This window comes from Streptomyces malaysiense, from assembly GCF_000980885.2.
GTDB classification, from domain to species: domain Bacteria; phylum Actinomycetota; class Actinomycetes; order Streptomycetales; family Streptomycetaceae; genus Streptomyces; species Streptomyces malaysiense.
In genome coordinates this window covers 49,523-61,874 of sequence record NZ_LBDA02000009.1, presented here as the reverse complement: position 1 = coordinate 61,874, position 12,352 = coordinate 49,523, and the positions used below count along the sequence as shown (strand labels likewise).

Here is a 12,352-nt window from a genome sequence, read left to right as displayed (position 1 = left end):
TCCCCGCCCTCAAGGAATCCGCCCCCGCCCTCGCCACGGCCTACACCGCCGCCACCGCCCCCCTCGCGAAGACGGACCTCACCGGCACCCGGGCGAAGCTCTACCTCGTGCTGGACCGCTCCGCGAGCATGCGCGCCTACTACAAGGACGGCTCCGCCCAGGCCCTCGCCGACCAGACCCTCGCCCTCGCCGCGCACCTGGACCCCGAGGCCGCGGTGCACACCGTCTTCTTCTCCACCGAGGTGGACGGCACCACCGACCTCACCCTCGCCCCGGACCACGCGACGAGGATCGACGACACCCACGCGGGCCTGGGCCGTATGGGCCGTACCAGCTACCACGCCGCCGTGGAAGCCGTACTCGCCCACTACGACGCGAACGTCGCCCCCGGCACCCCCGTCCTCGTCGTCTTCCAGACCGACGGCGCCCCGGACGCCAAGACCCCCGCGACCCAGGCCCTGACCGCCGCCGCGAAGACCCACCCCACGGTCTTCTTCTCCTTCGTGGCGTTCGGTGAGCCGGACAACAAGGCCTTCGACTACCTCCGCAAGCTGAAGACCCCGAACACCGCCTTCTTCCACGCGGGCCCGACCCCCCGCGAACTGACGGACACGGAGCTCTACGAGGGCGTCCTCGCCACCTGGCGCCCGTGAGGCCGTAGGAGAACGGAGCGCCCGGGGGGTGGACGACCGCGTCCACCCCCCGAAACGCGTGTGAGCCCATCTCCGCGGGACCAGTAGGATTTCGCCTTATGGCGGCCACTGGATCCGAGAAGCAGGCGGGGAAGGCGTACTACGTCTCCACGCCCATCTACTACGTCAACGACGCTCCTCACCTGGGCCACGCCTATACGACCGTCGCAGGCGACGTGCTCACCCGCTGGCACCGCCAGCGCGGCGAGAAGGTGTGGTACCTCACCGGCACGGACGAGCACGGTCAGAAGATCATGCGCACGGCCGAGGCGAACGGGGTGACGCCCCAGCAGTGGGCGGACAAGCTCGTCACCGAGGCCTGGCAGCCGCTCTGGGAGCACCTGGAGATCGCGAACGACGACTTCATCCGCACCACCCAGCAGCGGCACACGGACCGCGTCCAGGAATTCGTGCAGGACCTGTACGACAAGGGCGAGATCTACAAGGGCGGCTACGAGGGCCCGTACTGCGTCGGCTGCGAGGAGTACAAGCTCCCCGGAGAGCTCCTCGACGGCGAGGGCGAGTACGCGGGCCAGAAGCTGTGCCCCATCCACAAGCGGCCCGTGGAGATCCTCAGCGAGGAGAACTACTTCTTCCGCCTCAGCGAGTACGGCGACAAGCTCCTCGCCCTCTACGAGGCCGAGCCGGGCTTCATCCAGCCCGAGTCCGCGCGCAACGAGGTCGTGAACTTCGTCCGCCAGGGACTCCAGGACCTCTCCATCTCCCGCTCGACGTTCGACTGGGGCATCCCGATCCCCTGGGACGACAAGCACGTGATCTACGTGTGGGTCGACGCCCTGCTGAACTACGCCACGGCGGTCGGCTACAACGAGAACCAGGAGAAGTTCGAGGAGACCTTCCCTGCCGACGTCCACCTCGTCGGCAAGGACATCCTCCGCTTCCACGCGGTGATCTGGCCGGCCATGCTGATGGCCCAGGGCCTGCCCCTGCCCAGCAAGATCGCCGCGAACGGCTGGCTGATGGTCGGCGGCGAGAAGATGTCGAAGTCCAACCTGACCGGCATCAAGCCGCAGGACCTCACCGAGCACTTCGGCGTCGACGCCTACCGCTGGTACTTCCTGCGCGCCATCGCCTTCGGCCAGGACGGCTCGTTCTCCTGGGAGGACTTCTCCGCCCGCTACACCAGCGAGCTGGCCAACGACTACGGCAACCTCGCCTCCCGCGTGGCCGCCATGGTCGGCAAGTACTTCGGCGGCGCCCTGCCCGCCGCCACGGCCGACGGCCCCGCGGAGACGGCGGTCCACGAGGGTCTGGCCAAGGCGGTCGCCGAGGCCGACCGGAAGATCGGCGAGGAACTGGACTTCCAGGGCGGCATCCTGGCCGTCTTCGACTTCGTCAAGCAGGTCAACGGCTACATCACGGAGCAGGAGCCGTGGAAGGTGGCCAAGGACGACTCCGAGGAGGGCCGGGCCCGCCTCGCGACCATCCTCTACACCGCCGCCGAGTCGCTGCGCGCGGTCGCCGTCCTGCTCAACCCGGTGATGCCGGAGACCTCGCAGAAGCTGTGGGACTCCCTGGGCGCCGAAGACACCCTGGGCGCGCTCGCCGAGCAGCGGGTCCAGGACGCCGGCGACTGGGGCAGGCTCCCGGCCGGCTCCACCGTCACCAAGGGCGCGGTGCTCTTCCCCCGCCTGGAGGAGAAGCCGACCGCCTGAGTCGCGCTCGTACGACACACCAGGGCCCGGGACGCCATCATGGCTTCCGGGCCCTGCCCGTATCCACCGCCCCGTTCCCCCTGGCAGAGTGCGGATCACGTGAACCTTCCCGAACCCCACCGGCGGCTGATCGCGGATGCCGTCACGGCGGGTGGACCGCATGGTCTGGTCCTCGCCGGCGGATACGCGCTGGAGGCGCACGGAGTCGTCCGGCGTCCGCACACGGACGTCGACCTCGCGACCGAGAGCGCCGAGGACATGGCGCGCATCGCCGCCGCGGTCGTGGCCGCGCTGGAGGCGAGGGGTCGTACCGTCCGGGCCGACGCGGCGACCGCGCGCACCGCGCGACTGGCCGTCACCGACCCGCCGACCGGTGAGCCCTGCGTCCTCGCCCTGCACAAGGAGAGCCTGTGGGGGCCGCCGGACCTCACCGGGTACGGGCCCGCCCTGTGCCTGGCGGACGCCGTCGGTACGAAGATCCGTGCGCTCTACGACCGGGGCGCGGCCGTCGACCTGATCGACGCGCGGGCCGCGGCCGCCCGGTTCTCGCTGCCCGACCTGGAGGAACTGGGCCGCCGGCACATCGACGACGCCTTCGACCTGCCGACCCTCCAGTCCCGGCTGACCGGCACCGACTTCTACCCCGACACCCAGTTCACCCGGTACGGCCTCGAAGAGGCGGAGATCGCCGGACTGCGGGCCTGGGCCCAGCACTGGTCGGACGACATCGCCGAGCGGCTGCTGGAGGACGGGGCCGCACCGGACGAGGAGGACCAGGAGGACGGAGAGGACCAGGAAGGGAGCGGGCCGGAAGGCGGCCCGTGACGCGAGGACGCCCGGAACCCGAGGGGCTCCGGGCGTCCCGGCGGCAACGGCCCGCCGTACTACTTCGGCTGCGGCTTCCTGATGTTCAGGTGCAGCTCCCGCAGGCGGGACTCGTCCAGCTCGGTCGGGGCGCCCATCATCAGGTCCTGGGCGTTGCCGTTGAGCGGGAAGGCGATCGTCTCGCGGATGCTGGGCTCGTCCGCGAGGAGCATGACGATGCGGTCCACGCCGGGGGCGATACCGCCGTGCGGCGGGGCGCCGAAGCGGAACGCGCGGAGCATGCCCGCGAACTTCTCCTCGACGGTCTCACGGTCGTAGCCCGCGATCTCGAACGCCTTCAGCATGATGTCCGGCTCGTGGTTCCGGATCGCGCCGGAGGACAGCTCGACACCGTTGCAGACGATGTCGTACTGCCAGCCCAGGATGTCCAGTGGGTCCTGGGTCTCCAGGGCCTCAAGACCGCCCTGCGGCATCGAGAAGGGGTTGTGCGAGAAGTCGATCGAGCCGGTCTCCTCGTCCTTCTCGTACATCGGGAAGTCGACGATCCAGCAGAACCGGAAGACGTTCTCCTCGAACTGGCCGGCACGCTTGGCGGCCTCGACGCGGACCGCGCCCATGATCTTGGAGACCTCGTCGTACTCACCCGCGCCGAAGAAGATCGCGTGGCCGGGGGCCAGCGAGAGGCGCTTGGTCAGCTCGGCGACGTTCTCCTCGGTGAGGAACTTCGCGATCGGGCCGGTCAGCGCGCCGTCCTCGCCGACACGAACCCAGGCCAGGCCCTTGGCGCCCAGCGTGACCGCGAAGTCGCCGAGCTGGTCGAAGAACTTGCGCGGCTGGTCCTGGACCGCCGGCACCGGCAGCGCACGCACGTGCTTGCCCGCGAACGCCTTGAACTCCGAGCCCTCGAAGACATCGGTGATGTCCACCAGTTCCAGCTTGGCGCGCAGGTCCGGCTTGTCGGAGCCGTACTTCAGCATCGCCTCGCGGAACGGGATCCGCGGGAAGGGGGACGTGACATGGCGGCCGCCGCCGAACTCCTCGAAGAGCTCCGTCATCAGCCGCTCGATCGGCTGGAAGACGTCCTCCTGCTCGACGAAGCTCATCTCGACGTCGAGCTGGTAGAACTCGCCCGGCGAACGGTCGGCACGGGCGTCCTCGTCGCGGAAGCAGGGCGCGATCTGGAAGTAGCGGTCGAAGCCGGAGATCATCAGCAGCTGCTTGAACTGCTGCGGGGCCTGCGGCAGGGCGTAGAACTTGCCGGGGTTCAGGCGGGAGGGGACGACGAAGTCGCGGGCGCCCTCGGGGGAGGTCGCGGACAGGATCGGCGTCGCCATCTCGTTGAAGCCGAGCGCGGTCATCTTGTGGCGGATCGCCGAGATGACCGCCGTACGCAGCATGATGTTGCGGTGCATGCGCTCGCGGCGCAGGTCGAGGAAGCGGTACTCCAGGCGCCGCTCCTCGTTCACCCCGTCCTCGGCGTTGATGGTGAAGGGGAGGGGCTGGGCCGCGCCGAGCAGCTCGACCTCGGTCACCTCGACCTCGATCTCGCCGGTCGGCAGGTCCGGGTTCACGTTCTCGGTTCCACGTGAAACAACGGAGCCGTCGACGCGGACCGTGGACTCCTTGGAGAGCTTGTCCAGGGCCTCGTAGGCGGGGGTGCCGGGGCGGGCGACCAACTGCGTGATGCCGTAGTGGTCGCGCAGGTCGATGAAGAGGATGCCGCCCAGGTCGCGCCGATTGTGCAGCCAGCCACTGAGCCGGACGTCGGTGCCGACGTCAGAGGCGCGGAGCTGGCCGCAGGTGTGGGACCTGTACCGATGCATCGTCGTTCATCGTCCTTCGCGGATTGAGATGGTCTTCGCGGTGATCGCCGGGGTAGCCGCCCCCAACTGAACCAAGGGTACCGGCCACCCCAAGATCGGCTCCCCATGATTCCCGGCCCGCCGAAACGCCCCGCCGGTCCGCCCGGGGTCCGCCCACGGCCCTCCAGCGGTCCTACGGTGGCACGTATCGAGCCCATCTTCTTAAATTGGGGCAATGTGTACAGGTGAGCCGCTCCCGGCCGTCGGGGACGTCCTCGCCGCCCTCGCGACCGGGCTGTGGCACTGGGACACGGCGGACAAGCTGGTCACCGTGGACGCGGAGGCGGCGCGGCTGCTCGGGCTGCCCGCGGCGCCGGCCACCCTCACCGAGGCCCAGACCCGGGCCCGGCTGCATCCGGCCGACTGGAACGAGATCACCACGGTGGTGCAGCTCGCGGTCGCCGAGGGCACGCTCGCCGAGGTACGGGTGCGGATCATGGACGAGGAGGGCACGGTCCTGCGCGTCGTACGCAGCCGTTCGAAGCCGTCGTACGACGCCGAGCGGCGCGCCTACGTACTGACTGGCACCCTCCAGGAGGTCGCGGAGCCGGGCCCGGACCTGGCGGGCGGCCGCACCGCGGTCACGGGCCCCTGGCGACGCTCGCGGGAGGCCTTCCTGCTGGACGCGGGCCGGGCACTGGCCGAGGCGCGGTCCACGGCGGAGGTGCTGCGGGTCGCGGCGGGCCTGTCGATGCCGGGGTTCTCGCCGAACGGCCTGGTGGTGTTCGGGGTGGAGGGCGACCGGCTGACGATGATCGGCCACCACGGGCACCAGTCCGACGAGATGCACCCCTTCACCAGCATGCCGCTGGGGCTGGAGTATCCGGCGGCCGAGGTGGTGCGCACCGGGCGGGCGGTGTACCTCTCCTCGCCGGAGGAGTACCGGGACCGCTATCCGGTGACCTGGCCGCTGGCCCGGCCCTTCGGGCGCAGTTCGTGGGCGTTCCTGCCGCTGACCGTGGGCGGGCGCACGATGGGTGCCTGGATGGCGGGCTTCGCCTATCCGGTGGGCTTCTCCCCGGACGAGCGGGCGGTGCTGACGACGGTGGCCCGGATGCTGGCGCAGGCCCTGTCCCGGGCGGAGACCGCCGAGTCGGAGCGGGAGCTGACGGAGGGGCTCCAGCGCTCCATGCTGCCCTCGCTGGGCCCGGAGGTCCCGGGGGTGCGGATCGCCGCCCGGTACATCCCGACCGGCGGCGGACTCCAGGTGGGCGGCGACTGGTACGACATGATCCCGCTGCCCGCCGGCCGGTTCGCGCTGGTCATCGGCGATGTGCAGGGACACGATGTGCGGGCGGCCGGGCTGATGGGACAGCTGCGGATCGCGCTGCGCGCCTACGCCGCCGAGGGGCACCGCCCGGACGCCGTGCTCTCGCGCGCCTCCCGCTTCCTGCACGGGGTCACCCACGACGAGGAGATCTCCGACCCCCGGTTCGCGACCTGCCTGTACGTGGCGGTCGATCCGGTGGGCGGGCGGCTGGAGATCGCCCGCGCGGGCCATCCGGACCCGGTGATCCGGATGGCCGACGGCACGGTGATGCTGCGGCCGACGGCGGGTGGGCTGCCGCTGGGCATCGACCCGGACGCGGACTATCCGACGACCCGGTTCGCGCTCCAGCCCGGCGAGACGCTGATGCTGTGCACCGACGGGCTGATCGAGACCGGCGGGCACGACCTGGACAGCGGCTGGCTGCGGCTGCGCACGATCCTGGAGGGCCACGAGGGCGACCTGGAGGCGCTGGCCGACGCGCTGGTGCAGGGCGTGCACGGGCCGTCCTCGCACCACACGACGGGACCGCTGGCCGACCGGCGCGAGGACGACATCGCGCTGTTGCTGCTGTGCCGCCCCGGGCCGGGCGGACGCGACACCACGACGACGGCACGGCCCTGGGTGCGGCGCATGCTGCTGTCGGTGGGCCAGGACGAGCCCGAGCGGATCGCCGTGGCCCGCCGGAACGTGCGCGACCTGCTGCACGACTGGGCCTCCCGCGACCAGGTCGACTCGGCGGAGCTGCTGGTCTCCGAGATGGTCACCAACGTCCTGGTGCACACCGACGCGGACGCGCTGCTGCTGGTCGAGGTCGTCGAGGAGACCGGGCGGCGCCGGCTGCGGGTCGAGGTCTTCGACAGCGGCGACGACCTGCCGCACAAGCGCCGGCCCGGCGAACTGGCGTCCTCCGGGCGCGGACTGCTGCTGATCGGGATACTGGCGCAGGCATGGGGGGTGGATCCGCGGGGCGAGGGCAAGAGCATCTGGTTCGAGCTCTACGAGCGGTCGGGGGAGCCGGGTGACGGTGGGCCCGGCGGGGCCGTGCCCGACGGCGCGGGGGGCGCGTAGCGGGCGCGCAATTCCTGCACGACGCCGGAGGCGGCCGCGGTCAGCGGGACGGCCAGGAGCATGCCGAGGATGCCCGCCACGGAGGCGCCGGCCGTGATGGTGACCATGACCACCGCGGGGTGCATCTGCACGGTACGGCTCTGGATCACGGGCTGGAGCACATGCCCCTCCAGCACCTGCACGGCGAGCACCACCCCGAGCGCCCACAGCGCGATCACGAAGCCCCGGTCGGCGAGGGCGACGAGCACCGCGACCGCGCCGGAGATGAACGCGCCGAGATAGGGGATGTAGGCGCCGACGAAGACCAGCGCGCCGAGCCCGAGGGCGCCGGGCACCCGGAGGACGAGCAGGCCGACGGTGATGCACACGGCGTCGATCAGGGCGATCAGGGTGGTGCCGCGCATGAAGCCCTCGACGGCCCGGTAGGCGCGCCGGGCGACGGCTTCGAGGGTGTCGCCGGTGCCCCGGGGCGCGAGGGACCGCAGGGTGCCCGCCACGAGGTGGGAGTCGCGCAGGAAGAAGAAGACCAGGACGAGGGCGAGGACGGCCAGCGCGATGCTCTCGCCGACGACGCTCACCCCGCTGATGACGTTCGACGCGGCCGTGCCCCCGAAACGGCGCAGCAGTTCCCCGGAGTTGGTGGTGAGGTCCGCCAGGCCGGTTCCGGCGGCCCCGAAGTGCCGGGAGACGCTCTTGGCGGCGTTGCGCAGGGAGGCCATGATCTCGTCGCCGCTGTCGACGAGGGCGGCGACGACGATGTAGACGGCACCCCCGACGACGGCCACGACGGCGACGCAGGTCAGCCCGGCCGACAACGAGCGCTGCACGCCGGCCCGCACCAGGCGCCGGTGCAGCGGGGCGAGCAGGGCGGTGCCGAGGAGCGCGAGCAGGACCGCGGTGACGGCCGTACGCAGTTCCCCGCACAGCCGCACCGCGACCCACCCGACCCCGGCGACCAGCAGCAGCACGGCGCACCACGCGGCAAGCCGCCGAACGGGCTCGGGCAACAGATGCACGTCCCCCAGCGGATCACGCCGGCCACCGGGTGTCTCGCCCCGCGGGTCCGGGCGGGTGAGCCGCGCCCGGACCCGGCGGGCGCGCCGCCCGCCCCGGTGCCCGGCCGGCCGGAAGACCGCCCCTACGGGCTTGTTCCGCCGACGGGGCGCCCCTCCGGGCCTCGTCGGCCGGCGGAGCACCCCGTCCCCCGGAGGGCGTCGGACCGTCAGGCCCCCGGGCCCTCGTCCGTCATTCCGTGCACGGCCGGGACGGTGCCGAGGCGGCCCTTCTGGAAGTCCTCGAAGGCCTGCATCAGTTCGTCCTTGGTGTTCATCACGAAGGGGCCGTAGTGGGCCATCGGCTCCCGGATCGGCCGGCCGCCGAGGAGCACGACCTCCAGGTCCGGCGTGTTGCCGTCCTGCCGCTCGTCCGCGCGCACGGTCAGCGAGGACCCGGTGCCGAAGACGGCCGTCTGGCCCGTGTGCACGGGACGGCGCTCGGCGCCGACGCTGCCGCGGCCCGCCAGCACGTACGCCAGGCCGTTGAAGTCCTCCCGCCAGGGCAGCGTGATCTCCGCGCCGGGCGCGAGCGTCGCGTGGACCATGGTGATCGGGGTGTGCGTGATACCGGGACCCGTGTGGCCGTCCAGCTCACCGGCGATCACCCGGAGCAGCGCGCCGCCGTCCGGCGAGGTGAGCAGCTGGACGCTGCCGGCCCGGATGTCCTGGTAGCGCGGGGCCATCATCTTGTCCTCGGCGGGGAGGTTCACCCACAGCTGGAGCCCGTGGAAGAGCCCGCCCGAGACGACGAGGTGCTCCGGCGGCGCCTCGATGTGCAGCAGCCCGGCGCCCGCCGTCATCCACTGGGTGTCGCCGTCGGTGATGGTGCCGCCACCGCCCTGGCTGTCCTGGTGGTCAAAGATCCCGTCGATGATGTAGGTGACGGTCTCGAAGCCGCGGTGCGGGTGCCAGGGGGTGCCCTTGGGCTCGCCCGGCGCGTACTCCACCTCGCCCATCTGATCCATCATGATGAACGGGTCGAGATGGCGGTAATTGATCCCCGCGAACGCCCGGCGCACGGGGAAGCCCTCGCCCTCGTACCCGCTCGGCGCGGTGGTGACGGTGAGCACCTTGCGCGCCACGGCATCGGCGGGAGCGGTCACACGGGGCAGCGTCAACGGGTTCTCGACGGTCACTGCAGGCATGGTGGCTACCTCCTTCGTACGCTCACTTTAGTTGAGCGTTGAACTTCTTGCCACCCACAACAGAGCGGGCCCGGAGGGAATTCCCTCCGGGCCCGCGCGTCGACGAGTCCCGGCCGATCGGCCGGACGTCCGCTCAGCCGTACATCCGGCGCATCGCGAAATCGACCATCTGCTCGACGGCCTTCGCGTCGAACACCATCCGGTGCTCGCCCTCCATGTCCAGGACGAAGCCGTAGCCGGTCGGCAGCAGGTCGATCACCTCGGCACCGGTGATCACGAAGTACTTCGACTCCTTGCCCGCGTACCGCCGCAGCTCCTTGAGCGAGGTGAACATCGGGATCACCGGCTGCTGGGTGTTGTGCAGGGCGAGGAAGCCGGGGGTGTCACCGCGCGGGCAGTACACCTTCGACGTCGCGAAGGTCTGCTGGAAGTCCTCGGGGGACATCTGTCCGGTGGTGAACGCGCGCACCGCGTCCGCGAGCGAGGGCGGGGACGGCTCCGGATAGAGCGGCGGCTGCTGGCCGTACCCGCCGGCCCCGCCCGCCATCTGCTGCTGCCCCGACGTGTACTGCTGCTGCGCGGCGCCGCCGTCCATGGGCTGGCCGTATCCGTACATGGGCGCAAGCGTACCGAGATCCGGTCCGCCGCAGGGATGGACCCGGAAGGCCCACAGGAGTAGACCCTTCTCACACTTGGCCGGACTGGGGTTGCGTCTTATTACCGGCGGGTAGCATCATCGTAGCTACTTATTGGTACGTGAAACAGATGCGAGGAGTCAGTGCCTCGCCGATCCCTCAACGGAGCCGTCGCCATGGGGCACTACAAGTCGAATCTCCGCGACATCGAGTTCAACCTCTTCGAAGTACTCGGGCGCGACAAGGTGTACGGCACCGGCCCGTTCGAGGAGATGGACGTCGAGACCGCCAAGAGCATCCTGGAGGAGATGACCCGCCTCTCGGAGAACGAGCTGGCCGAGTCCTTCGCCGACGCCGACCGCAACCCGCCGGTCTTCGACCCGGAGACCAACACGGCGCCGGTCCCGGCCTCCTTCAAGAAGAGCTACCAGGCCTTCATGGACTCCGAGTACTGGCGTCTCGGCCTGCCCGAGGAGATCGGCGGCACCACCTCGCCGCGCTCCCTGATCTGGGCCTACGCCGAGCTGATCCTGGGCGCCAACCCGGCCGTGTGGATGTACTCCTCCGGCCCGGCGTTCGCCGGCATCCTCTTCGAGGAGGGCAACGAGGTCCAGAAGCACATCGCCTCGATCGCCGTGGAGAAGCAGTGGGGCTCCACGATGGTGCTCACCGAGCCCGACGCGGGTTCCGACGTGGGCGCCGGCCGCACCAAGGCGGTCCAGCAGGAGGACGGCTCCTGGCACATCGAGGGCGTGAAGCGCTTCATCACCTCGGGTGAGCACGACATGTCGGAGAACATCCTCCACTACGTGCTCGCGCGTCCCGAGGGCGCCGGCCCCGGCACCAAGGGTCTGTCCCTCTTCCTCGTGCCGAAGTACGAGTTCGACTTCGAGACCGGCGAGCTGGGCGAGCGCAACGGCGTCTACGCCACCAACGTCGAGCACAAGATGGGCCTGAAGGCCTCCAACACGTGCGAGATGACCTTCGGCGACCGCCACCCCGCCAAGGGCTGGCTGATCGGCGACAAGCACGACGGCATCCGCCAGATGTTCCGCATCATCGAGTTCGCCCGCATGATGGTCGGCACGAAGGCGATCTCCACGCTGTCCACCGGCTACCTGAACGCCCTGGAGTACGCCAAGGAGCGTGTCCAGGGTCCGGACCTGGCCAACTTCATGGACAAGGCCGCACCCAAGGTCACCGTCACCCACCACCCCGACGTGCGCCGCTCGCTGATGACGCAGAAGGCGTACGCCGAGGGCATGCGCGCCCTGGTGATGTACACCGCCTCGGTCCAGGACGCGATCCAGGTCAAGGAGGCGAACGGCGAGGACGCCTCCGCCGACCACGCCCTCAACGACCTGCTGCTGCCGGTCGTCAAGGGCTACGGCTCCGAGAAGGCCTACGAGCAGCTGGCCCAGTCGCTGCAGACCTTCGGCGGCTCCGGCTTCCTCCAGGAGTACCCGATCGAGCAGTACATCCGGGACTCCAAGATCGACACCCTCTACGAGGGCACCACCGCGATCCAGGGCCAGGACTTCTTCTTCCGCAAGATCGTCCGCAACCAGGGCGCCGCGCTGAACTCGCTCGCCGAGGACATCAAGAAGTTCCTGGCGCTCGGCACCGGCGGCGAGGAGCTGTCCGGCGCCCGCGAGCACCTGGCCAAGGCCGCCGTGGAGCTGGAGGCCATCGTCGGCCTGATGCTGACCGACCTCGCCGCCACCCAGGACGACGCCAAGAACATCTACAAGGTCGGCCTGAACTCCACCCGCCTGCTGCTCGCCTCCGGCGACGTCATCGTCGGCTACCTGCTGCTCAAGGGTGCCGCCGTCGCCGCCGAGAAGCTCGCCACGGCCTCCGCCAAGGACAAGGCGTTCTACACCGGCAAGATCGCCGCGGCGAAGTTCTTCGCCGCGAACGTCCTGCCGGGCGTCACCCTGGCCCGCAAGCTCTCCACGGGCATCGAGCTGGACCTGATGGAGCTGGACGAGGCCGCGTTCTAGCACACGGAACGGCGTCCGTCCGCGACGCCGGTTCCGGACGTTCCGGACGACCCCGTCGTTTCCGCGCACGGGCCCGCTCCCCTTACCGGGAGCGGGCCCGTGCCCGTCGTTAAGGTGAATC

The 12,352-nt window shown here is 70.6% G+C and carries 9 protein-coding genes; 5 read left to right on the top strand and 4 right to left on the bottom strand.

Annotated elements, in window-relative coordinates; all coding sequences use genetic code 11:
* The 3 genes from VT52_RS05335 to VT52_RS05325 form a co-directional block, all read left to right on the top strand.
* The coding region (locus VT52_RS05335; RefSeq protein WP_143070834.1) for a VWA domain-containing protein at positions 1–653 on the top strand (653 nt) is incomplete at its 5' end.
* A 98-nt stretch (positions 654–751) separates the two neighbouring features.
* Positions 752–2,368: a methionine--tRNA ligase gene (metG, locus tag VT52_RS05330; protein WP_046418358.1), complete on the top strand. Its 1,617-nt coding sequence runs from the start codon at positions 752–754 to the stop codon at positions 2,366–2,368.
* A gap of 99 nt (positions 2,369–2,467) precedes the next feature.
* Positions 2,468–3,193 (top strand): hypothetical protein, encoded by a 726-nt coding sequence (locus tag VT52_RS05325; RefSeq protein ID WP_046418357.1) that lies wholly within the window; start codon positions 2,468–2,470, stop codon positions 3,191–3,193.
* Between the two features lie 59 nt (positions 3,194–3,252).
* Here VT52_RS05325 and aspS read toward each other — a convergent pair whose 3' ends face one another.
* On the bottom strand, positions 3,253–5,016 hold the full coding sequence (aspS, locus tag VT52_RS05320) for an aspartate--tRNA ligase (protein WP_046418356.1): 1,764 nt from the start codon (positions 5,014–5,016) through the stop codon (positions 3,253–3,255).
* Positions 5,017–5,230: 214 nt separating this feature from the next.
* On the opposite strand from aspS, the gene VT52_RS05315 reads away from it, so the two are divergent.
* The gene (locus VT52_RS05315; RefSeq protein WP_046418355.1) at positions 5,231–7,393 is read left to right on the top strand and encodes a SpoIIE family protein phosphatase; all 2,163 of its coding nucleotides are present in this window, start codon (positions 5,231–5,233) and stop codon (positions 7,391–7,393) included.
* Here the strand turns inward: VT52_RS05315 and VT52_RS05310 are convergent.
* The 3 genes from VT52_RS05310 to VT52_RS05300 form a co-directional block, all read right to left on the bottom strand.
* Positions 7,321–8,409 (bottom strand): AI-2E family transporter, encoded by a 1,089-nt coding sequence (locus tag VT52_RS05310; RefSeq protein ID WP_046418353.1) that lies wholly within the window; start codon positions 8,407–8,409, stop codon positions 7,321–7,323. The genes VT52_RS05315 and VT52_RS05310 overlap by 73 nt on opposite strands.
* Before the next feature lie 206 nt (positions 8,410–8,615).
* The gene (locus VT52_RS05305; protein ID WP_046418352.1) at positions 8,616–9,593 is read right to left on the bottom strand and encodes a pirin family protein; all 978 of its coding nucleotides are present in this window, start codon (positions 9,591–9,593) and stop codon (positions 8,616–8,618) included.
* Between the two features lie 133 nt (positions 9,594–9,726).
* Positions 9,727–10,209, bottom strand: coding sequence for an SseB family protein (locus tag VT52_RS05300; protein ID WP_046418351.1), 483 nt, complete (start codon positions 10,207–10,209; stop codon positions 9,727–9,729).
* Between the two features lie 195 nt (positions 10,210–10,404).
* Between VT52_RS05300 and VT52_RS05295 the strand changes: the two genes are divergently transcribed.
* Positions 10,405–12,231: an acyl-CoA dehydrogenase gene (locus tag VT52_RS05295; RefSeq protein ID WP_046418349.1), complete on the top strand. Its 1,827-nt coding sequence runs from the start codon at positions 10,405–10,407 to the stop codon at positions 12,229–12,231.
* Positions 12,232–12,352 lie beyond the last annotated feature (121 nt).

Coding starts and splice junctions, on each gene's coding strand:
- metG (WP_046418358.1), top strand. CDS start 752: ATGGCGGCCACTGGATCCGAGAAGCAGGCGGGGAAGGCGTACTACGTC.
- aspS (WP_046418356.1), bottom strand. CDS start 5,016: ATGCATCGGTACAGGTCCCACACCTGCGGCCAGCTCCGCGCCTCTGAC.
- VT52_RS05315 (WP_046418355.1), top strand. CDS start 5,231: ATGTGTACAGGTGAGCCGCTCCCGGCCGTCGGGGACGTCCTCGCCGCC.
- VT52_RS05305 (WP_046418352.1), bottom strand. CDS start 9,593: ATGCCTGCAGTGACCGTCGAGAACCCGTTGACGCTGCCCCGTGTGACC.
- VT52_RS05300 (WP_046418351.1), bottom strand. CDS start 10,209: ATGTACGGATACGGCCAGCCCATGGACGGCGGCGCCGCGCAGCAGCAG.
- VT52_RS05295 (WP_046418349.1), top strand. CDS start 10,405: ATGGGGCACTACAAGTCGAATCTCCGCGACATCGAGTTCAACCTCTTC.